19 protein-coding genes and 1 tRNA gene are annotated in these 22751 nt (G+C 49.5%); 10 read left to right on the top strand and 10 right to left on the bottom strand.

Annotation, left to right across the window (positions count from 1 at the left end; translation table 11 throughout):
• Positions 1–127 precede the first annotated feature (127 nt).
• Positions 128–1093 (top strand): glucokinase, encoded by a 966-nt coding sequence (gene glk / locus OGY67_RS00775; protein ID WP_286573118.1) that lies wholly within the window; start codon positions 128–130, stop codon positions 1091–1093.
• 2 nt (positions 1094–1095) lie between these two features.
• Here the strand turns inward: glk and OGY67_RS00780 are convergent, their stop codons facing one another.
• The 3 genes from OGY67_RS00780 to OGY67_RS00790 all read right to left on the bottom strand — a co-directional run bounded on the left by OGY67_RS00780 (position 1096) and on the right by OGY67_RS00790 (position 4710).
• The gene (locus OGY67_RS00780; protein WP_286573122.1) at positions 1096–2142 is read right to left on the bottom strand and encodes a hypothetical protein; all 1047 of its coding nucleotides are present in this window, start codon (positions 2140–2142) and stop codon (positions 1096–1098) included.
• A gap of 121 nt (positions 2143–2263) precedes the next feature.
• The gene (locus OGY67_RS00785; protein WP_003834866.1) at positions 2264–2998 is read right to left on the bottom strand and encodes a LytR/AlgR family response regulator transcription factor; all 735 of its coding nucleotides are present in this window, start codon (positions 2996–2998) and stop codon (positions 2264–2266) included.
• A 14-nt stretch (positions 2999–3012) separates the two neighbouring features.
• The gene (locus OGY67_RS00790; RefSeq protein WP_286573124.1) at positions 3013–4710 is read right to left on the bottom strand and encodes a sensor histidine kinase; all 1698 of its coding nucleotides are present in this window, start codon (positions 4708–4710) and stop codon (positions 3013–3015) included.
• 387 nt (positions 4711–5097) lie between these two features.
• On the opposite strand from OGY67_RS00790, the gene alaC reads away from it, so the two are divergent.
• Positions 5098–6336, top strand: a complete 1239-nt coding sequence (gene alaC, locus OGY67_RS00795) for an alanine transaminase (RefSeq protein ID WP_111465284.1) — start codon at positions 5098–5100, stop codon at positions 6334–6336.
• A gap of 67 nt (positions 6337–6403) precedes the next feature.
• Here the strand turns inward: alaC and ypdK are convergent, their stop codons facing one another.
• Complete coding sequence (gene ypdK, locus OGY67_RS00800) at positions 6404–6475, bottom strand: membrane protein YpdK (protein ID WP_010723117.1); 72 nt, start codon at positions 6473–6475, stop codon at positions 6404–6406.
• 343 nt (positions 6476–6818) lie between these two features.
• On the opposite strand from ypdK, the gene OGY67_RS00805 reads away from it, so the two are divergent.
• Positions 6819–7433, top strand: a complete 615-nt coding sequence (locus OGY67_RS00805) for a lysozyme inhibitor LprI family protein (protein ID WP_032944115.1) — start codon at positions 6819–6821, stop codon at positions 7431–7433.
• A 41-nt stretch (positions 7434–7474) separates the two neighbouring features.
• On the opposite strand, the gene lpxP is transcribed toward OGY67_RS00805, so the two are convergent.
• Complete coding sequence (lpxP, locus tag OGY67_RS00810; protein WP_020996694.1) at positions 7475–8395, bottom strand: kdo(2)-lipid IV(A) palmitoleoyltransferase; 921 nt, start codon at positions 8393–8395, stop codon at positions 7475–7477.
• A 440-nt stretch (positions 8396–8835) separates the two neighbouring features.
• Between lpxP and OGY67_RS00815 the strand changes: the two genes are divergently transcribed.
• Positions 8836–9078 (top strand): DUF2545 family protein, encoded by a 243-nt coding sequence (locus OGY67_RS00815; protein WP_008785383.1) that lies wholly within the window; start codon positions 8836–8838, stop codon positions 9076–9078.
• A gap of 109 nt (positions 9079–9187) precedes the next feature.
• Here the strand turns inward: OGY67_RS00815 and pgtP are convergent, their stop codons facing one another.
• On the bottom strand, positions 9188–10579 hold the full coding sequence (pgtP, locus tag OGY67_RS00820) for a phosphoglycerate transporter PgtP (RefSeq protein ID WP_048234793.1): 1392 nt from the start codon (positions 10577–10579) through the stop codon (positions 9188–9190).
• Between the two features lie 415 nt (positions 10580–10994).
• On the opposite strand from pgtP, the gene pgtC reads away from it, so the two are divergent.
• From pgtC to pgtA, 3 genes are read left to right on the top strand one after another with little or no spacing between them, the layout of a single operon-like run.
• Positions 10995–12194, top strand: a complete 1200-nt coding sequence (gene pgtC, locus OGY67_RS00825) for a phosphoglycerate transport regulator PgtC (protein ID WP_103285598.1) — start codon at positions 10995–10997, stop codon at positions 12192–12194.
• A gap of 11 nt (positions 12195–12205) precedes the next feature.
• Positions 12206–14200: a two-component system sensor histidine kinase PgtB gene (gene pgtB, locus OGY67_RS00830; protein WP_172111188.1), complete on the top strand. Its 1995-nt coding sequence runs from the start codon at positions 12206–12208 to the stop codon at positions 14198–14200.
• Positions 14190–15437, top strand: coding sequence for a two-component system response regulator PgtA (gene pgtA / locus OGY67_RS00835; protein WP_286573128.1), 1248 nt, complete (start codon positions 14190–14192; stop codon positions 15435–15437). Before pgtB ends, pgtA begins: the two co-directional genes overlap by 11 nt.
• Positions 15438–15542: 105 nt before the next feature.
• Here the strand turns inward: pgtA and OGY67_RS00840 are convergent, their stop codons facing one another.
• Positions 15543–16082, bottom strand: coding sequence for a DUF2058 domain-containing protein (locus tag OGY67_RS00840; protein ID WP_020996692.1), 540 nt, complete (start codon positions 16080–16082; stop codon positions 15543–15545).
• Positions 16083–16454: 372 nt separating this feature from the next.
• On the opposite strand from OGY67_RS00840, the gene OGY67_RS00845 reads away from it, so the two are divergent.
• Positions 16455–18353: a methyl-accepting chemotaxis protein gene (locus tag OGY67_RS00845; RefSeq protein WP_286573129.1), complete on the top strand. Its 1899-nt coding sequence runs from the start codon at positions 16455–16457 to the stop codon at positions 18351–18353.
• 186 nt (positions 18354–18539) lie between these two features.
• Positions 18540–19172 carry an ECs1377 family protein gene (locus OGY67_RS00850; RefSeq protein WP_020996689.1) on the top strand — a complete coding sequence of 211 codons (633 nt, stop codon included), beginning with the start codon at positions 18540–18542 and terminating at the stop codon, positions 19170–19172.
• Between the two features lie 46 nt (positions 19173–19218).
• Here the strand turns inward: OGY67_RS00850 and OGY67_RS00855 are convergent.
• A tRNA-Arg gene (locus tag OGY67_RS00855) sits at positions 19219–19293 on the bottom strand.
• Positions 19294–19368: 75 nt separating this feature from the next.
• Positions 19369–20310: a formate/nitrite transporter family protein gene (locus tag OGY67_RS00860; protein WP_048215842.1), complete on the bottom strand. Its 942-nt coding sequence runs from the start codon at positions 20308–20310 to the stop codon at positions 19369–19371.
• A 288-nt stretch (positions 20311–20598) separates the two neighbouring features.
• On the opposite strand from OGY67_RS00860, the gene mlaA reads away from it, so the two are divergent.
• A complete protein-coding gene (gene mlaA / locus OGY67_RS00865) occupies positions 20599–21354 on the top strand; it encodes a phospholipid-binding lipoprotein MlaA (RefSeq protein WP_003028190.1) in 756 nt (251 codons plus the stop codon).
• Positions 21355–21413: 59 nt separating this feature from the next.
• Here the strand turns inward: mlaA and fadL are convergent, their stop codons facing one another.
• The gene (gene fadL / locus OGY67_RS00870) at positions 21414–22745 is read right to left on the bottom strand and encodes a long-chain fatty acid transporter FadL (protein WP_020996688.1); all 1332 of its coding nucleotides are present in this window, start codon (positions 22743–22745) and stop codon (positions 21414–21416) included.
• Positions 22746–22751 lie beyond the last annotated feature (6 nt).

Below are 22751 nucleotides of genomic sequence, written 5' to 3' on the forward strand. Positions count from 1 at the left end.
CGATAAAGTAATTGTGTGATCTGGATCGATTTTCCACGGGCATCAGCCTTCAGACCGTTGTTGTTATGTCCCCATGAATTTACAGTGTGGCAAAGATTTATTCTGACTTTAGCGGAGCAGTGGAAGAATGACAAAATATGCTTTAGTAGGGGATGTTGGCGGCACCAACGCGCGTCTTGCTCTGTGCGATATTGCCAGCGGCGAGATTTCGCAGGCAAAAACCTATTCCGGGTTGGATTTTCCAAGTCTGGAGGCGGTGGTGCGCGTGTACCTGGATGAGCATAGCGTTAGCGTTGAAGATGGTTGTATTGCCATTGCCTGTCCGATAACCGGCGACTGGGTGGCAATGACCAACCATACCTGGGCGTTCTCTATTGCTGAGATGAAAAAAAACCTGGGCTTCAGCCATCTGGAAATCATCAATGATTTCACCGCTGTGTCGATGGCGATCCCGATGCTGAAAAAAGAGCATTTAATCCAGTTTGGTGGCGCGGAACCTGTTGAAGGTAAACCTATTGCGGTTTATGGCGCAGGAACCGGGCTTGGCGTGGCGCATCTGGTCCACGTGGATAAACGCTGGGTAAGTCTCCCTGGTGAAGGCGGCCACGTGGATTTTGCGCCTAACAGCGAGGAAGAGGGAATTATCCTTGAGGTTCTGCGCGCGGAAATAGGTCACGTGTCCGCAGAACGCGTGCTGTCTGGTCCGGGACTGGTGAATCTGTATCGCGCGATCGTCAAATCTGACGGACGCCTGCCGGAAAATCTGCAGCCGAAGGATATCACCGCACGGGCGCTGGAAGATTCCTGCATTGACTGTCGTCGTGCGCTGTCGCTGTTCTGCGTCATCATGGGACGTTTTGGTGGCGATCTGGCGTTAACGCTGGGCACATTTGGCGGTGTGTACATCGCCGGCGGTATTGTGCCGCGCTTCCTCGACTTCTTTAAAGTGTCGGGCTTCCGCGGTGGTTTTGAAGATAAAGGCCGTTTTAAAGCCTACGTGCAGGATATTCCGGTGTATCTGATCGTGCACGATAATCCTGGACTACTTGGCGCTGGTGCGCATTTACGTCAGACGCTGGGCCATATTTTGTAAGGTCAGGGCCGGATGGCGCTCAGCGCTTCTCCGGCCTTGTCGTTCTGGCTGTTCATATTTTCTAAAATTATCTTGATCATCTGTTGTTCAAATAAATCGGCATGCAGGTATCTTGTGTTTTTATATTTTTTATCGGTATCCAGATAGGGTTGATGCAAACAACATTCTGGCGGCGTGCATGAGATCAGGGTGTTAATAAGGTCAATTGGTTTAGGGTATTCAACAAATAGCGGGCCATGGCGATAGTTATGTTTATTTTGCCATTCCGCCAGATCGTCCATAAAACACTCTGCGGTTGGTTTCGGCATCGCGCTGGCTTTATCTTTGCTCAACACAATATAAGCCAGATTGTATAACCCGTGCGCGTATGGCCAGAACATTTTATGGAGCTTAGTGAGCCCTGGTTCTCTCAATGCAGACACGCTTTTACAATATAAATCGAGTTGCGTGCCTGCTTCTGTCACATCCTCATCCAGGAGCGCCATCAGATAGCGGAGGATGAACATATCGCTTACTGTTTGCTTCGTGGTCAGTACCTTTTGCGCTCTTTTTCTGGCATCCACTGCAAAGTCTGCACGTTTGTACCACACCGCCATCATTAAATTCGTCATGGCCAGGTTAACAGGGTGACCGTTATCACTCATACCCAATTTTTCAGGCAATAAGAGTGGTACTCGGTCAAATAAACCCGCGGCAAGAATCTCTAGTGTCGTCCATACATTAATACTGTGATCGCAGCCTGAGTCCACACCCTGCGTCACATGTTTAATCATTGCAGACTGTCGCAGGGATAAGTGTAGAGATTCCATATCATTTGACTGTATCGCGGTTTTATATCCTAATAAATCCGGGCTGCGCTTCATGCGCAGCATAAAAAGCCATGAACTCAGCTGTTGTTGCAGTGAATAATCCAGATGGCATTGTTCATGAATATCCAGGCACTCAGCTAAATAATCGTCCGTACTTATCCATATCAGGGCATTTTTTTCCGCTTCTTTTGCGTATTCGCGTAGATATGTACGTTGATATTTTTCGCTCAGCTTTGCCATGACATCACCTGTAAAAAATAGAGTGACGACCAATATACTACAAACTTAGTTCCGCTATCCTGTTCGTCGCGGAAACGACTGAAAGCGCGCTGTACTCTCCATTCGTCACGCTTTTTCAGCACTATAAATGCATTAATTGTCTGAATTCTTTCACTTTGCTCCGACTAACCGGGATTTCAAATTCCAGATCCTTTAAACGCAGAATATAAGTGTTGTTAAACCAGGGTTCGATCTCGCGGATTTTATTCAGATTTACGCAGAACGAGCGGTGGCAGCGGAAGAAATGCGAAGCCGGCAGTTTGCTGCAGAATTCACTGATGTTCATCGGCATGACGTATGATTCTCGTCGCGTATAGACGAACGTCATCTTTTCATGCGCTTCAGCGTAGTAGATGTCGTTGATTGGGGTCACGATGATCCGCTCATCTTTGATCAGGTTGATCGTATCGTTTTCGCGGGCCACCGGACTTACAGGGGACGTTCCCGTTTGCTGTTGCTGCCAGGCGGCTTCCAGCTTTTGCAGCATACTGACAATGCGTGATTCCTGGTACGGCTTCAGAATGTAGTCAAAAGCTTCCAGTTCGAAGGCTTCAACGGCATGCTCTTTCCACGCGGTAATAAATACAATAAAGGGTTTATGTGCGAACTGGCTGATATTTTGTGCCAGCAATACCCCGTCCAGCGAGGGAATATTAATATCCAGAAAAATGGCGTCAACGCGGTTGTGCTGGAGATATTTCAGCACGTCCAGACCATCGTCAAACGTGCCGACAATCTCCATCTGGCTGTGCTCTTTTATCAGCCAGCTCAGTTCCTGTTGGGCCAGGAATTCATCTTCAACAATGATGACTTTCACGACTTCACTCCTGGTTAAAGCAATAATGTAGTTGGCGCGGCTGCGGGCGAGTGCACATTAGGTACATAAAAGGCAATCTCTGTGCCTGGCTCCAGACGGCGGATATGTAATCCCTCACCGTAGAGCAGCTTAACGCGATGGTGCACATTCAACAGACCAATTTTATTGCCCGGCATTTCATTGGACTCGACCCGTTCAATCACTTTTGGGTCGATACCATGACCCGTGTCTCGTACGGCAATCCGTACCCGGTTGCCGCACTCCGCAACGCTGATAGTGACCACACCTTTCCCTTTGCAGGGCTGGATCCCATGGACGATAGCGTTCTCGACCAACGGCTGAATCAGCAGGCTGGGAATAAAACAGCTTACCTCTTCATCGATATCATAAATAACGGTCAGCTTGTCGCCAAAGCGGGCCTGTTCGATGGTGATGTAATCCTTGATTTGATACAGCTCTTTCTTAATGTCGATCTGCTCATCGTCTTTTAATTCAATATTATAGCGAAGATAGCGCGACAAATTAAAAATGAGCTGACGTGCGGTGTCCGGGTTAAGCCGCACCGACGATGAAATCGCGTTCAGGGCATTAAACAGAAAATGGGGATTTATTTTGCTTTGCAGTGCGCGTAGCTCTGCCTTATTTGCCATTTCTCGTAGTTGCTCTGCGCGGGAGACTTCAAGCTGGGTGGAGATGATTTGCGACAGACCGATCGCCATTTCCTGTAACGAGGAAGTGATTTGATGAGCGTGACAGTAGTAGATCTTCAGCGTGCCGGTCACGACGCCTTTCTCCCAAAGCGGGATCACCAGCATGGAGTGAATTTCCGGGGTGCGATGCGCTTCATCATTGTTTTTTATGATTATTTTACCGTGATTTATGGCCTCCTGCGTGGTGGGGCTGACGAAGTCATCGTTATCGCAGTAGTTGATCTCTCCAACGCCAACATAGGCCAGAACGTGCTGAGTATTGGTGATGGCAACCGCGTCAGCGTGGATATCGTGACGAATAATTTCGCACACCTGACGTAACGACTCGCTGTTGACCTGGCGAAAGAGCGGCAGCGTTTTGTTGGCGATATCCAGCGCCAGCTTGGCCTGTTTTGCAGCGCTGGCTTCTTTCTCACCTTCAACGCTTTGTACCAGCATCACGATAAAACCAATACAGACGCTGCCGAGGATCATCGGGATACCGATTTTTGAGACAATATCCAGCCCCAGTTCGGTGGTGGGTGCCCAGGCGACGACCAGTATCATAGTCAGTGATTCGCACAGCATTCCGCCTAAAATACCCGCGCGCCAGTGCTGCGCTTTGGGGATCTTACGGTTGATCCACCCGGCAATGCAGCCAGCCAGAATGCTGGTAATAAAGCAGGGTAGGGCAGTTACGCCGCCAATATCGATCAGGTAACGGTGGGTGCCTGCGATCAGCCCCGTAATAATGCCAACCCATGGACCGAACAGGATCCCTCCTGACATGACCGCGATAATACGCACATTGACCAGAGAACCTTCTACCGGTACGCCTGACCAGGTACTGAACAGGGCAAACATGGAGAAAATCGCGGTAACGGCGAGCAGCTCTTTTGGGGAGTGGGCTGACTTGTGCAACAGTTCGCGAAACAGGCGGATACGAATCAGGAAAAACAGACAGAACAGCATCAGTGCTGCCCGGTCAAATACCGCCAGCAGCATATTGAATATTTCGTGCACGGGTGACTCTTGCGCAAGGGTTAAACCACTATGATAGGTAACCTGAGGCAGGATGACCAGCACCCCCGCAGTTCAGAGCTAATGGGGAAAAACCATAATATTAAAAGGGGATTGTTGCATGATTGTTGTATTTACAATACCTGTCCTGTGAGTGCTGCGTTCAAGGTAATGTATTTAACAACAAAATGTTAAATGATGGTAATTTTTGGCGGGTTGTGAAAATGGTTATTTCCTCATTTTACTCATCTGTTCCTCTTTTTCGTCAGGAAAAAATATTTTGTTTTGCCTCTCGACAGAAGGAAATTATTCAGGCTATTTTCTAAACGTGCCACCATCGTGGCAGCGTCGCTCGGACGGTCCGGGCGCTAACGTTAATCTGAGGATATTATGGCTGACTCCCGCCCTGAACGTCGCTTTACGCGTATTGATCGCCTTCCCCCGTACGTTTTTAACATCACCGCTGAACTGAAGATGGCTGCGCGTCGGCGCGGCGAAGATATTATCGATTTCAGTATGGGGAACCCGGATGGGGCCACGCCTCCTCACATTGTCGAAAAACTGTGTACCGTGGCGCAGCGCCCGGATACTCACGGTTATTCCACCTCACGCGGCATTCCGCGTTTGCGTCGGGCGATTTCCCGCTGGTACCAGGAACGCTATGACGTTGAGATCGATCCTGAATCCGAAGCCATTGTGACCATCGGTTCCAAAGAGGGGCTGGCGCACCTGATGCTGGCAACACTCGATCACGGTGATACGGTCCTCGTGCCCAACCCAAGTTATCCCATCCATATCTATGGCGCGGTGATTGCCGGCGCGCAGGTGCGTTCAGTGCCGCTGGTTGAGGGGGTCGACTTCTTTAATGAGCTGGAACGCGCAATACGCGAAAGTTACCCGAAGCCGAAGATGATGATCTTAGGTTTCCCATCCAACCCGACCGCGCAGTGCGTCGAGCTGGAATTCTTTGAGAAAGTGGTGACCCTGGCTAAACGCTATGACGTGCTGGTGGTTCACGACCTGGCCTACGCTGATATTGTTTATGACGGCTGGAAGGCACCATCGATTATGCAGGTACCCGGCGCTCGCGACGTCGCTGTTGAATTTTTCACCCTGTCGAAAAGCTACAACATGGCGGGATGGCGTATCGGGTTTATGGTGGGCAACAAAACGCTGGTGAACGCGCTGGCGCGAATCAAGAGCTATCACGATTACGGGACCTTTACGCCACTGCAGGTTGCGGCAATTGCCGCGCTGGAAGGCGATCAGCAATGTGTGCGGGATATCGCTGAGCAATATAAACGTCGTCGCGATGTACTGGTCAAAGGACTGCATGAAGCAGGCTGGATGGTCGAGATGCCAAAGGCCTCAATGTACGTTTGGGCGAAAATTCCAGAGCAATACGCCGGGATGGGGTCACTTGAGTTTGCCAAGAAGCTGCTGAACGAAGCGAAGGTATGCGTTTCGCCAGGGATTGGGTTTGGTGATTATGGTGATACGCATGTGCGATTTGCGTTGATTGAAAACCGTGACCGTACCCGCCAGGCTATTCGCGGCATCAAGGCGATGTTTCGCGCAGATGGCCTGTTACCGACCAGTGCAAAATCGACTTCTGAAAGTACCGACTGACAGAATGTTCCCCCAAAATGCAAAACAGGAGCCTGATGGCTCCTGTTTTTTTGCTGCGTCTTTTAATTTAGATCATCAGGGCGAAAGTACCGGCCCAAACGATGACCATAAAAGAAATGCCCATAAAGAAATATTTCACTTTTCATCTCTCCGCGTACCTGAGGTACGTCTAAATGAACATATGCTTACCTGACAGAGAGCTGATGCACTCGCGAACGAAAGGGAGAATACCCCTCATTTGCTTGGCTGCATCACCTCAGAATTCTGAGCTTTAATGCTCCAGACGGCGCTAATGTACGCCTAAAAATGAGGAGAGACAAGAGGCATTTTTTTATTTAATTTTAATAACTTACAACTGTCGTGATTCGGCGACAGTTTAATTTCTGCCGGTAATAAATTGCTATTGAGCGACGGAATGGTTACTCGGAGAATTCTCATATCGCCATGATGTTAATGCGGTTAATTTTTCGCGGAATGAGATAATGAAAAGGTTAAAAATGACCAGATTAATGATGTTAGCACTCGTTTTTACGCCACTGACGTCGATGGCGGCCTCACCGTTGGCGTTTAATTTCAGCTGCGCAAGTATTGGTGGTGTGAATAGTGATGGCAAAGGCAATGTTTGGATTGATGGCTCGAAGGCGACGGTGAAGGCCTTCAATGAAAATTACTGGGAAGCCAAAAGCGGGAACAATACGGTTTCTATTTCTCGTAAAGATGACGGAAACCCGGACGTTTCCTGGAGTGGGCCGAATCGAAAGCACGGGGTATGCCTGCCTGAAGATAATATTGACTTTTCTGGGGCCAAAAAATCGACCAGCACTGGACCCTCTTTTTCCTGCGCTGCGGTTGCAAAGGGCAGTATCGAAGAGATTATCTGCCAGAGTCCTTCGCTCTCAGAAATGGATTTAGCGTTAAACGGGGCCTACAAGCAGGCGCTGGTTAAATCGAGCAATAACCCGACGCTGAAAGCAGAGCAGCGCGGTTGGGTGAAAGGGCGCAACGAGTGCTGGAAGGAACAGGATAAATCAGCCTGCATCGCCCGCAACTACAACGAGCGAATGGCTGAGCTGCACAGCAAATGGGGCGTTAAGTAATTCAACCGTAGAAAAAAAGAAAGGCCTTACGGCCTTTCTTTTTAGATATACAACGAAGCTTCACCCATCGGGCGAGTTTTGAAGCGACGGTGGATCCAGAGATACTGCTCGGGTGCACGCATGATCTCTTTTTCGATAATTTTGTTCATATACGCCGCAGCCTGGCTTTCATCTGCCGGGTAACCTTCCATTTCTGGGGTGATGAACAGGCGGTAACCGGTGTTATCTGCTTTTCTCACCATGGTTACGGTCAGCATTGCTGCGCCCGATAATCGTGACAGCACGTAGGTACCGTTGGTGGTCGCCACGTCTTTGACTGCGAAGAAGGGGGCGAATGAACTCCCTTTACGACCATAGTCCTGATCGGGGGCAAACCACACTGCCTCGCCTTTTTTCAGGGCGCCGACAATACCACGCAGATTATTTCTGCCGATCATCGCCTTGTTGGAGCGCATACGACCGCGGGTTTGGATCCACTCCATCAACTTATTATTGTGCGGACGATAGGTTGCCATCATTGGCTGGCAAAGCCCCATTACGCGACCACCCAACTCGAGCGACATAAAGTGTACGCCAACGACCATCACGCCACGGTTTTGCATCTGAGCGCGCTTCAGGTTGTCCAGCCCTTCTACATCAAACCATTTACGCACCCGACGGTCCGGCCAGAACCAGGCCATACCTGTTTCAAGTAGCCCCATGCCGAGCGAACGGAAATTCTCATCGACCAGTTTGTCTCTTTCTTCCTGTGACAGATTTGGGAAACAGAGTTCGAGATTTTTACGTGCAATAGATTCACGGCGTTTTAAAAATGGACGAGCCAGCGTTCCTGTACGGGTACCAAGAAAACACAATACGGGATAGGGAAGCTGTACCAGTAACCAGAGCACACCAACACCAAACCATGTGAGCCAGTAGCGCGGATGCAAAAACGCGCGTGAAAATTTACATTGAGGGAACATAAGCACCTGTTGTTGATACGAAATAGATGTATCGCGAAGATTCTTTGGCTGTCGCTTTACACTCTGCACTGATCGTTAGGCCGCCATGAACGACATTGGTTCCTGTAAAGAGTGTAAAACTGAGTCAGGACAAAACCACGAGGGGGCATGAATGATCGGACGCACAATGTACACCCGAAAATTAATGTCAGCCAGAAATAATTACTCAAGATTCGTAAATGTTTTTAGGGCGATTAAGGGCAAAATTTCGCCTATATATAATTCGTTGTTTTTATGATGATTAAATAAACGACGGAGAAACAGTGTAATAGTAAGCGGTCGAATAATTTTTGTGAATAAAATGTTGCTCAAATTGCATGCGGATAGGAATTGTCTTAGAATATAAAGTTAAGGGAGTGTAAGGACTTACGTTAAGTTTACGGCAGACAGGAGGTATCGCTATGCTCTATTTCTGGACCTTTCTCATACTGAGCATTCTGTGCGTCAGTTGCTATATCTGGCAGGTTATAGGCGCTGCGGCGTCAATTAGCGCTTTTCTCGGCATGGCCATCCTTACGGCATTAATTTACGTTTTTACTATGCGGCTGACCAATGGTAACGAAATGGTAACTGGATTATTCCTGTTTCTTGCTCCGACATGTGGTTTGATCATTCGCTTTATGGTCGCGGATGGTAAGCAATAATTTGCAATCTTACGTTTAGCAATAAATTATCACTTTGAGTTATTTATTATTTATCTGAGTTTATCGAAGTGCCAGCATCGCTGGCACTTTTTTGTGAGACCGAAATGAATTACCGGGCATCCGCCAACTGGAGTGATGCTTCCTCTTGCTGAGCATTTTTTCGCTGTTGCTCAAGTTCCAGCGCACCGCGATGAGAGAGGTAGCAGAACAGGATGCAGCAAACAATACCCCCCATCAGCAGATAGAAGCCGCCGTGCCACCCCATTTTGTCGACCATTACGCCAAACAGACTGGTGCCCAGCGATGCGCCAAAAATGTAGCTCATAAATCCGCGCAGTCCTACTGCAGAACCTACTGCGAAGCTGGGGACGATTTCCATCGTCTGAACAGAAGCGAGGAACTGTGGAACATAGATCAGGCAACCCACAATGGCGGCAAAAATAGTGACCATCAGCAGGGATTCACTTTTCCAGTAGCCGATCAAACAGACGAAAATCAGCGCCATACAAATCATGGCCAGCGGCATGCGACGGCCTTTAAACAGTTTATCGGTAAGCCAGCCCGCCAGTAATGTGGAAGGGATTGCCGCCCATTCAAAAAACAGAAAAGCGATGCTCATTTGCTCTTTCGAGAAATGTTTTTCGGTTAACAGATAAATAGGCAACCAGCTAATCATGCCAAAACGCACCATATAGACGAAGACATCTACCAGTGAAACATACCAGGCATTCTTATTACGCAGCACATAGGTGCAGAAGATCTGGAAGGCACTCATATTTTCTGGCGCCTGGTCAGTGTGTCGGGAATTTAATACTACTTTTTCTTCCGGCATCATTTGTTCCAGAGCCGGTAAGCCTTCCTGGCGCGGTGAACCTTTCCCCAGAATAAGCACAATAAAAGCAAACAGTACGGCAACACCGGCCGGGACAATATAGCTGGCGCTTTGCCAGTGCTCGCTCCCTAAAATGGCAAAGGCGGCACCAACAATCGGAGCGACAATACCACCGCCAACGTTGTGAGAAATATTCCAGAATGCGCCGACGCGTCCACGTTCTTTACGCGGAAACCAGTTGGCGATGGTAATAAATGAAGGACCAACGCCCATTCCCTGAAACAAACCGTTGAAAACGACCAGAGCGGCAAAAATCCAGAATCCGGTACTGAATCCTAAACCGACGTTTACGATGGCGCACAGAACCAGGCCGCATGCCATAAAGACCTTAGGGCTGGCCTTGTCTGCCAGACTACTCATAATGCCTTTACTGATCCCATAGGCAATAAGCATGCAGCTGCTGAGTAGACCAATTTGCGTGGCACTGAGATCCAGATGTTCTTTCAGGTACGGTGTTGATAGCGTGAAGTTATTACGCACAATATAGTACGCAAGATAGCCAAGAAATACGCTGAGTAATGCCTGAATGCGGTATCGGCCATAAGTTTCCTGGACTTTCTCCGCCGGGACTTTATTTGCCGCTGGCCCTGCCTTAAATATGGATAACATATCATCACCTAAATTTATATTGATGTGAATATCAGGATTTTTCGCAGTGAAGAGTGAAATAGACGGCAGAGAAACTCAAGTTGATGAAATGAGTCACTATTGACACAATTTGTGGATTACGTGGCTGATTTTGACTCTTTTTAAATAATGGCTTTTCAATTCTATTCTTTTACGAACGCTTTTATCATCGGCGTGTGCGGATATTAACAAATTCAGACTGCGTTTTCGGGTATTCTTTACCGATGTCGTCACTTTCCGTTTGGTTATTCTACGAATAACCTTATTCTTCCCCCAGTCGGTGATAAACGGGTAAGTTTTGTCTCAATATTATTTTTTGCATATGTTGGTATTTATGAACGGGATCACAAACAGACTTTTGGGCCGGGGGCGTTGTTGGGCGTTCTCGCTCTGTTTTATGTCGTTGTCGGTGAGTTGCCTGGCGCAGGGTAAAGAGCTGGTAATGGCGACAACCTTTTCCCCTGGGGCAACGGCCTGGATTATTCAGCGTTGGCAGACTGAACCGGGGTCGGTGATGATTCGCACCTTAAACCGGACCAGCAGTTCGTTGGAGCAACTGCTGGATACCGCGAATGCGGAAAATGTTGATCTGATTTTGACCTCATCCCCTATGCTGTTGCAGCATCTGCAGGAACATCAGAAGTTGGCGCCTTTCGAAAATGCGTTGCCGGAAAGCCAGCGGCTGGTGCCAGACTCTATACGTTCGACCTCCGTGGCAGTGGCGATATCTGGTTTTGGTCTGTTGATTAATCGTTCTGCGCTGGTGGCACGACATCTGTCGCCTCCTGCCGACTGGGGGGATTTAACGCTGCCCAAATATCAGAACGCGCTGTTGATGAGTAGCCCATCGCGTTCGGATACCAACCATCTGATGGTTGAGTCATTGCTACAGCAAAAAGGGTGGGAAGCGGGGTGGGCGACGCTGCTGGCGAGTGCTGGAAATCTGGTGACAATTTCATCACGCAGTTTTGGCGTAGCCGACAAAATTAAGAGTGGCCTGGGCGTGGCGGGGCCGGTCATTGATAATTATGCCAACCTGTTGCTTAACGATCCTCACCTGGCTTTTACCTATTTTCCACGCTCGGCGGTATCGCCAACCTATGTTGCTGTTCTCAAGAACAGCCAGCACCCCAATGAAGCGCGTCGTTTTATCCGCTATTTGTTAAGCCCGGAGGGACAGCGGATCCTTGCTGATGCGAATACGGGGAAATATCCGGTAACGCAGCTCGCATCTGATAATCCCCGCGCTGCTCAGCAGGCTATTTTACTGAACCAGCCTCCGCTTAATTATCGGCTGATCCTTAAGCGACAACAGTTAGTGCAGCGGATGTTTGATACCGCCATCAGTTTTCGTCTTGCGCAACTGAAGGATGCATGGCGGGCACTATACAGTGCGGAAGCACGCCTGAAACGCCCGCTACCCGAAATCAGAGCCTTACTGACCAGCGTTCCGATAGATGCCAAAAGTAGTGAAGATGAAGCCTGGCTTGCGCAGTTTGATAATAAAAGCGTTGCCGAACAGCAGATGATGGAGTGGCAGCTCTGGTTTCTTAAAAACCAGCGTCAGGCGATATCAAAACTGGAAGAATTAAAATGAAAGGTGGATCGATACTGCAACGCCTTCGCCAACTCAGCATCAGCAGCAGCCTGCGGGGAGCCTTTCTAACGGGCGCATTACTGACGTTGAGCGTAAGCTGCGTCAGTTTATACTCCTGGCATGAGCAGAGCTCGCAGATACGCTATTCGCTTGATGATTACTTCCCGCGCGTGCATTCCGCTTTCTTGATTGAAGGAAATCTTAACCTGGTTGTGGACCAGCTAAATGAATTCCTGCTGGCTCCCAATACAACAGTAAGGCTGCAACTGCGCAATCAGATAATCTCGCATCTGGATAAAATCGAAGTGCTGAGCAGGGGGTTGCAACCAGCAGAACAGCAGCAGCTGGCGGTGATTTTGCAGGACAGCCGGGCGCTGATGGCGGAACTGGACCGGGTGCTCTACAACATGTTCCTTGTACGCGAAAAAGTGAGCGAGCTTTCCGCGCGCATTGATTGGCTACATGATGATTTTACTACTGAGCTGAATTCACTGGTGCAGGATTTTACCTGGCAGCAGGGGACGTTGCTGGATCAAATCGAGGCCAAAAATGGTGATGCGGCGCTGTATCTCAAACGTGCCCGAGAGGTGCAAAACGAGCAGCAGCAGGTCTACACCCTGGCAAGAATTGAAAACCAGATCGTTGATGATTTACGCGACAGGCTCAATGAACTGAAATCGGGTAGCGACGATGGCATGCTGGTGGAGAATCACATCCGCTACCTGGAAAATCTGAAGAAAACGGCGGATGAAAATATCCGCACCCTCGATGACTGGCCCAGTACTATCACACTGCGACAAACTATCGATGAGCTGCTGGAAATCGGGATGATGAAAAATAAAATGCCCGATACGATGCGCGATTATGTCGCAGCGCAAAAAGCGCTGGTTGATGCCAGCCATGCCAGAGAGGCCACGCTTGGGCGCTTTCGAACACTGCTGGAAGCGCAACTGGGGAGTAGCCATCAGCAAATGCAGACGTTTAACCAGCGGCTGGAACAAATTGTTCGCGTCAGCGGTGGACTTATCCTGCTGGCGACGCTGCTGGCGCTACTTCTCGCCTGGGGGCTTAACCACTACTTCATTCGCTCGCGTCTGGTGAAGCGTTTTACTGCGCTCAACCAGGCCGTGGTGCAAATTGGTCTTGGCAGAACGGATGCCTCTATTCCGGTATATGGACGCGATGAACTGGGGCGTATTGCAGGCTTGCTGCGTCATACCCTGGGCCAGTTGAGTGCGCAAAAAAATCAGCTGGAGCAGGAAGTGACCGAACGCAAGGAGATTGAATCCGATCTTCGCGCAACGCAGGATGAGCTGATCCAGACGGCAAAACTGGCGGTGGTCGGCCAGACTATGACCACGCTGGCGCACGAGATTAATCAACCGCTGAATGCGCTGTCGATGTACCTGTTTACGGCGGGGAGGGCAATCGAACAGGGGCAACCCGCTCAGGCCAGAAGCACATTAACCAAAGCGGAGGGGCTGATTACTCGCATCGATGCCATTATCCGTTCACTGCGTCAGTTTGCGCGCCGGGCCGAGCCTGGCACGCCTCTGCATCCGGTCGATCTCCGACAAACGTTCAACGCTGCCTGGGAACTGTTGGCCATGCGACACAAGCCACAGCAGGGTACGCTGACGCTCCCAGACCGGGGCGTGTGGGTGGCTGGTGATGAAGTGCGTATCCAGCAGGTGCTGGTAAACGTCCTGGCAAATGCGCTGGATGCCTGTCCGGTTGCGGCGAAAATAGAGGTTCACTGGCAGACCGAAGGCAGCCGGTTGTGCGTATTTATCAGCGATAACGGCCCCGGTTGGCCTGGAGCATTATTACCATCACTGTTAAAACCGTTTACCACCAGTAAGGATGTTGGCCTCGGTATTGGCTTATCGATTTGTGTATCGTTAATGATGCAAATGAACGGCGAACTGCGCCTGGCGTCGACCCCGGGGCGCAATGCCTGCGTCGTTCTGCAATTTAATCTGACGGATGTAAACGATGTTGAGTGATGAATATTCTGTTCTACTTATTGATGATGATGCCGATGTTCTTGACGCTTACACCTTGTTGCTTGAACAGGAGGGATATCATGTATTCGCATGCAGTAACCCTTTTGATGCCCGAAATTGGCTGCAGGCCGACTGGCCAGGGATTGTCCTGAGCGACGTGTGTATGCCTGGCTGTAATGGAATTGACCTGATGACGTTGTTTCATCAGGATGACAATCAGCTTCCGATCCTGTTGATCACCGGACATGGCGATGTCCCGATGGCGGTGGACGCGGTGAAGAAAGGTGCGTGGGATTTTCTGCAAAAACCGGCTGATCCAGGCAAACTGCTGGTGTTAGTAGAGGATGCGTTGCGTCAGAGAAAATCTGTGATTGCACGTCGTCACTATTGCCAGCAAAAGCTCCAGGTTGAACTGGTCGGCTACAGTGACTGGGTTAATCAGTACCGCCAGCGCTTACGGCAACTGGCTGAAACGGATATTGCCGTCTGGTTTTATGGCGAGCCGGGAACGGGGCGTATGACCGGAGCCCGTTATTTGCATCAGCTTGGGCGCAGCGCTGAAGGACCGTTTATCCGCGGGGAATTGACGTTAGAGAATGCGGGGCAACTCAATGACCTTATTGCCCAGGCGCAAGGGGGAACGCTGGTCCTGAGCCATATTGAGTGCCTGACGCGCGAACAGCAGCACCAGCTGGTGCATTTGCAAAGCCAGGAGCGGCGTCCGTTTCGCTTAATTGGCATTGGCGCCACTTCGTTGGTGGAACTGGCGGCAACTAATCAGATTGTGGCCGAACTTTATTACTGTTTTGCGATGACGCAAATTGGTTGCCAGCCGCTGTCTCAGCGCCCGGATGATATTGAGCCGCTGTTTCGCCATTATCTGCAGAAAGCCTGTCTGCGCCTGAATCATCCCGTGCCCGAGGTTGACGGGGAATTACTAAAAGGAATGCGGCGTCGCGTGTGGTTAAGCAATGTTCGAGAGCTGGCCAATGCCGCCGAGCTTTTTGCCGTTGGGTTATTGCCACTGGCTGAAACCGCGAATCCACAGCTACATTTGCCCGAACCGACACCGCTCGATCGTCGGGTCGACGAGTACGAGCGACAGATCATTACCGAAGCGCTTAATATTCATCAGGGACGTATTAATGAAGTGGCGGAGTATTTACAAATTCCGCGTAAGAAACTGTATTTGCGCATGAGAAAATACGGACTGAGCAAGGAACACTATAAGTTTTAGCAGATGGCGTGTGGGGAAGAAGAGCGGTTGACGGCATTTCGGTGGCGGCGCTAGCGTTCACCGAAATACGCGACGGAACTCTGGGTGATTATCGGGGTGTTTTTCTTACCACATCAAATCGTCAGGAATGACAAAATCAGCATACGGATCGTCTTCGTCCTTCGCTTCCTGGCTCAGTTCGCAATTGAGAACAATATAGCTTGCATCGCGCTGGGCAATCTTGTCGGCGACAACAGCCGGGATAATGGCGTATTCGCTCTCGCTGCTGCTTTCAGCCGTCAGGCGGGCAATGGCCAGACGGCCCTTGATCAACTGAGACTGGGTTACTTTATCAACATAAACTTTTTTGATCAGGTTATTGTCGGTAAAGTTGTAACCAATATCGCCACGGGAAATGGTGATTTTGTTCATTTCAATCAGTTGCTTGATCTGCGCTTTGTATTCTTTAGACAATGCGGCCTGCTTCTGCTGTTCGCTGAGCTGCTTATCACGCTCGACCTGTGCTTTTTTATTTTCTTCAACCGCTTCTCTGGCTTCACGAGCCTGAACGCGCGATTTTTTCGCCGTTCTCTGCACTTTCGCCATTTTTTTGCTGCTGACCAGACCTGCTTTAAGCATCTGTTCTTGTAGGGTAAGTTTTGTCATTGTCGCTTCTAATCCAAAAAATCGTTGTAAGGATTATAACCTTAACGTTCGACGGGACGCCAGAATGATGGCCGCGCCATGGCTGTTATCTCGGGCTGCTGTCATTGTCCTGTGCTTCTCTCTCTATCTGAATCAGTTGATGATTACCTGATTCTTTAATAAAAAATAATATGCCAAATAAGTTAGCAAAATGGAGCATAGATTCGCATGTGTTAATTATTTAGAGTTTTATTCTAATTGAAGTAATTAAATAGAGTTATCTTGGCAAAAATTTAATCTAAAAAACAAACAGTTGCCCATTGTTCAAATTTAAAGAGCCGCTTCTTTACGCCGATAACCATAATGAAAATATGGATAATGGAGGGAAGTGGCATGTGGTGGGTTTATCGAATGCCGATGAAAATGAAGTTAATAATTGCGCTACAACCATTATTACTGGCGTTATGTTGGCTTGCTGGTTCAGGAATATTAACGCGCATTGAGACAGAACGGCAGATGGAGAATATTGCCCAACTGACAGCGCTCGCACGCAGTGCCGGAAATGTAGTGCATGAATTGCAAAAAGAACGCGGCATGAGTGTCGGGTTTCTGGGGGCTGAAGGGAAGACGTTCAAAGATGAGTTAAACGCACAGCGGACTTTGACCGATCGCGAGATCGAGATATTTGTGCGGTCACTGTCCGATACTGCCTTACCGGAAGGGGATGTCGCCACTTCTGTCGCTGCGTTTAAGAAAAATATTCTTTCGCTCGCTACCATCCGCGAAAACGTCACGCAGTTGGGGCTTCCGGCTTCAGATGTGGTTAAGTTTTATACCAACGTCATTGCTGATGTGCTGAATTTTGTGGGTAGATTGGGGCAGTTGACGGATTCTGGTGAGATGGCAAACGCATTCGCCGCCTACTACAACCTGCTGAATTTGAAAGAACAGGCGGGTATTGAACGGGCGCTGTTATCAAATATCTTTTCCTCCGGCCATTTCGCCGACGGACAGTTACATCAACTCAGTGATGTCGTCAGTAAACAGAACGTTTGGTTGGCAGAATCGTTACGCCTGAGTTCACCGGAACAGGCGGCCATGTTGAAAAGCCGCTTACAGTCAGCAGAAGCGTCAAAAGCCCTCTCATTTCGCGAGATCGCGTTTAACCATGTCGAGAACGGTGGATTTGGTGTCGATCCTACGGTCTGGTTTAAAGTACAAACCCAGCGTATTGAAGTGATGCGGCAGATAGAAAATGTGACGGCGAATCGTCTGTTGGCGAATGCAGAAAAACTCGCGCAGGATGCACGAAAAAACTGGCAAATATATATGGCTGTTAGCCTGTTAGCGCTCCTGGCATCATTGACGTTCGCTGGGGCCATCGCAATCAATATGCACCGTCAGTTTAGTGACACGCTACGCAAGATTGCGGGTATGAATGGCGATCTGACTCAACGTCTGGCGACCCCGGGCAAAGATGAGCTTTCCTCACTTAATCGTGCATATAACACGATGCTGGAAAGTATTCAGCATATCGTACAGGAGATTAAGCAAGGCTCCGTGGTTTTGTCCGATGCCAGTAGCAGTATTACGGCGGGAAATCAGGATCTGGCTCAACGTACAGATGAACAGGCTGCATCAATAGTAGAAGCTGTGGCCAGCATGGAGCAGCTATCAACTGCGATTACGCAAACGGCGGATAATGCCCGCGAAGCTGAGCATCTGACAATCAGACTGGAAAAAGAGGTCCGACAGGCCAGTAACGTTGCCAGTGCGGCGAACCAGAGCATGGGGGATATTCGCGCTTCCAGTGAGAAAATCTCGAATATTGTGACCTCGATTGATGATATTTCGTTTCAGACTAACTTACTGGCGCTGAATGCGGCAGTGGAAGCTGCTCGGGCAGGAGAGATGGGCAGGGGGTTTGCTGTCGTAGCCAGTGAAGTGAGAAATCTTTCGCAGCGTTGCGCCAAAGAGGCTAACCAAATCCGTGAGTTGGTCGCGCAGAATATGGTCAAAATTAGTGAGGGCGTTGAGCGGGTTACTGCATCTGCTACCGCGCTGGAAGCCGCGGCGGATAATACCACCAGTATGAAGCAATATATTGCAGATATCGCTCGTGTGGCGACGGAGCAGTCACAAGGGGTAACCCAGATAAACCTGGCATTGCGACCGATGGAGCAGGTTACACAGCAAAATGCGGCGTTGGTATCTCAGGCTGCGAGCGACAGCCAGCGGCTGGACAATCTGTCGGCAACCATGAAGGAGCTGGTTAACCGTTTTGTTGTCTGACGTGATGCAGTTTAACCGATCCGGAAAACATACCGGGTCGGTTAGTTGTCGTATCCTCATGGTGAGGATACGAGGGAAGATTGGTCAGGCACTTTCAGTGGGTTAGAAAAAGATTTCTGACACAGGGATGTCGTCGCTGGTAAAGTGAGCAACCAATACCGAGATCTGGCCAGAAGGGAATTCAGTGTGACCGAGCGTATTGATTATCAGGCTGAAAAATATAGTTTTACTGAGGCGACAGAGTGTTCCCGTCTTACCGGCCAGTGGGCTGATGTTATTGCTGAATGCCGGGAAATGAAGGCGGGGCCCCAAGAACGTCTGCGTATTGCTTTATTGAATGTGGACTACGTGACCAGCTTTGAGCTGCCTTTCCGCCTGTTATTACTCCGTACCCCGCAACTGATTGCCAGCGTGCGTGAAGAGCTGCAGATTAGTCAGAAAAACGTCATCTTTAACGGCAAACGCTTTGGTTGTGTTTACAGCCTGAAAGCGAGTCTCGGTGGGATACCGGATGAATTTCAGTACCGCTTGTCACATCGTATCCGGCGCATTAGTCCTGAAGGTTCAAGCGAAGCGCCATATCAGCAGATTGCTAAAACAGTAAAAGCGCCGCGTGAACGTCTGAAGCTGGCACTGGAATTGGGCCTTGATGTTACTGCGCTGGACGGGCTTTTCTGGTTTGGCAGCCAGCGTATTGCCGCTGATGTGTTGAGGCTGAGAAAAGCAGGGATGCGGATAGCGACAAAGCAGACAATGGTGTCCGACAATCTTACTGCAACAGTGAGGAATGTGCCTTTTTATCGCCTGGCCCAGGGATGAACTGACTGGTAAATGAAGGGATTATAACGGGGAGCATAAGAATTCATGGTGTCCCCTGCAGGAATCGAACCTGCAACTAGCCCTTAGGAGGGGCTCGTTATATCCATTTAACTAAGGGGACGAAGCGGCACGAGTATAGCGTTTTTTACTCACAACGGTAAGTCTCAAGCCGCCCGACTGCTCAAACAGTCACCATTCAGGCCTGTTTTTTCTGGTTTTTCTGCGTTTGCTCATCACGCTTTGCTTGCAACCTGGCTTCTTCCTTGCGTTTGTTGCTCATATCATTGCGGATCTGCGCATGGCTCATTAGCGCGAAAATAAACGTTCCGCCACAGATATTCCCGGCGAGCGTTGGTAGCGCAAAGGGCCAGAAAAAATCACTCCAGTGCAGCGTGCCATTAAAGACCAAATAGAGAATTTCCACCGAGCCGACGACGATATGTGTGGTATCACCGAGGGCAATCAGCCAGGTCATCAGAATAATGACCACAATTTTTGCCGCTCCGGCGGCGGGAAACATCCACACCATGGTGGCAATTAACCAGCCAGAAATGATGGCGTTGGAAAACATCTCTGTTGGCGTATTTTTCATCACATCCATGCCGATTTTGACAAAAGCATCGCGGGTCTCTTCATCAAAAATCGGCATATGTTCAAAGGCCCATGCGGCAACCCCGGTGCCAATAATATTACCCAGCAGAACCACGCTCCACAGGCGCATCAACAGGCCAAAATTGCCGAGGGTAGGGTTTTGCATCACCGGCAGTACAGCGGTGACGGTATTTTCGGTAAAAAGTTGCTGGCGGGCCATAATGACAATAATAAAGCCGAAGGTATAACCGAGGTTCTCGAGTAAAAATCCCCCTGGCACGCCTTCCAGCTGTACGTGAAAAATCCCTTTTGCCAGTAGCGAGGCTCCCATCGACAGTCCTGCTGCGATGGCTGACCACAGTAGCGCCATCGCGTCACGCTCCATCTCTTTCTCCCCATCCTGGCGAATATGTTCATGGATTGCCATGGCGCGGGAGGGGAGTCTGTCCTCATCAAGCTCTATCTTTTTCCCTGTTAGCTTTTCATCGCTTTCCACCTCGAGTTCGTCGCTGTGTCGATCGATCTTATCTTTCTTGATGTCATTCATGGCCGAATCCTGAATAAGCACGTATTGCTAAAGCGTAGCGGCTTTTGTCTGAAAATCAGCGGGAGAAAGTCTGAGATAGCAAAAATAGTAACGTTTGTTTTTATCGGGTTAGTTAGAATAGAACCGCCGCGGAGTGCGCATTACCAGGCTATGATCAAATCAGTAAGACAGGGTATATAGACATCATTTGACGTGCTGTTACAATCGCTCACATCTAAACAGGCGGATACGTCATCGTTCCGTCATGGATGGCAATCAGCGATAGCCATAAAACACAGGGAGACACTTATGAAGCTTCGCCTGTCGGCGCTTGCGCTGGGAACCACACTTTTGGTGGGGTGTGCGAGCTCCGGTACTGAACAGCAGGGGCGTTCGGATCCATTTGAAGGGTTCAACCGCACCATGTACAACTTCAACTTTAATGTTTTAGATCCATACGTTGTTAGACCCGTAGCTGTTGCCTGGCGTGACTATGTTCCGCAGCCGGCGCGTAATGGTTTAAGCAACTTTACGGGGAACCTTGAAGAGCCGGCCGTCATGGTCAACTATTTCCTGCAAGGCGATCCTTATCAGGGGATGGTGCACTTTACCCGTTTCTTCCTGAATACCCTGTTAGGTATGGGCGGCTTTATCGATGTGGCAGGTATGGCTAATCCGAAGTTGCAGCGCGTTGAACCACACCGCTTTGGCAGTACGTTAGGCCACTATGATGTTGGTTACGGGCCGTATATGCAGCTTCCGTTCTACGGTAGTTTCACGCTGCGTGATGACGGCGGCGATATGGTCGATACGCTGTATCCGGTACTGTCCTGGCTGACCTGGCCGTTGTCGATAGGCAAATGGACGGTTGAAGGGATTGAAACTCGCGCGCAATTGCTCGACTCTGACGGTCTGCTGCGTCAGTCTTCCGATCCTTACATCATGGTGCGTGAAGCTTACTTCCAGCGTCATGACTTTATTGCGAACGGCGGGAAACTCAAACCAGAAGAAAACCCGAACGCGAAAGATATTCAGGATGATTTAAAAGAGATCGATTCTGAGTAAGGAATTGGGCAAATAAAAAGGTGAGCTAAAAAGCTCACCTTTTTTACGTCTGAAGAAAATCAGAATGCGTAGTTCAAGTTCATACCGTACAACCAGGCTTTCCCTTCAGATTCAAAGGAGTATGGGCCTTCTTCGAATTTCACTTTCTGACCGTGCATATAAGAGATGCCAACATCCAACGATGCATCCTTATTAAAGGCGTAGGTTGTACCCGCACTCAGCCAGAAGCGGTCCTGATCCGGAATAGAGATGGAACGACGGTTTGCCGGAACCGGGCTATCATCAAAGGCGATACCGGTACGGAACGTCCAGGTATCATCATAGTAATAGGTAGTACCGAGCGCGATGCGATAGGAGTCTTTGAAGCCTTCTTCTTTATAGAACAAGGTTTGGCCGTTGTTGCCTTTTGCTTTCAGCTCCTGGAACTGACTCCAGCTGGTATAAGCCATGCTGTAGTGAACCGCCCACTGTGGTGCAACGCGGTTATAACCTGAAAACTCCCACATTTCTGGCAGGTTCAGATCAAGTGAACCATCGATCGTACTGCCGTTGGTTCCTGCTGGCAGGCTCGCGAACACCGGACGCAACTGCGCAGGAATACGGTCCATTGATGGCAGATTGCTGCGGTAATCGCCGTTGAAGTCAATTTTTACTTCAGAACGGTAGGTGAAACCGTAGCGGTTATCTTTATCTACTTCATAAAGAAGGCCAGCATTCCAACCGAAGCCCCACTCGTCACCTTTCAGGCGCGCAATCTGTGTATCTGCCGGATATTGCGCGGCCAGTGATGGAGGAATTCTGCCCCCGGAGCCTGCAACGATCTGCTGTGGTAAATCGCCAGCATAGCGTTCAAGCTTCGCTTTTGCATAGACGGCGTTTAAACCGAGACCGAAGCTAAAATGATTGTTCAGGCGATAAGCACCGCTCAGGTTTAGATTGAGCGTTTCCAGATCGGTTTTCCCGCCCATCGAGCCTGCTGTGTAATTATTGTTAAACTCCGTAGCCAGGCCGTAGTTAGAGGTGACTGAGGCCCCCCAACCAAACTGATCGTTAATTGGAGCAACAAAATGCACGTTCGGTATCCAGGCTGTTGGGGCGATATTATCCTGGCTGGCGTCATTGCCAATACGCGAGCGACCGGAAATATCTACATCCGGGTCAACGAAAATTGCACCTGCTGAGAAAGTAGGGCGATCGAACATCATAATCAATGCCGGGTTACGACTGGCGTTACCTGCATCATCTGCAATTGCGCCTTCACCCGAATATGCCCGGCCAAGGCCAGAGGAAGAAAATTCGTTTAACTGAAAGCCTGCAGACCAGGCCTGTGTGGAGATAATTGCCACTGCGACTGCGAGAGCAGACTTTGTAAACAGGGTTTTCTGGCTCATGACCAT

The sequence above is a fragment of the Citrobacter sp. Cpo015 genome (assembly GCF_030333035.1).
In the GTDB taxonomy this organism is placed as follows: Bacteria; Pseudomonadota; Gammaproteobacteria; order Enterobacterales; family Enterobacteriaceae; genus Citrobacter; species Citrobacter portucalensis.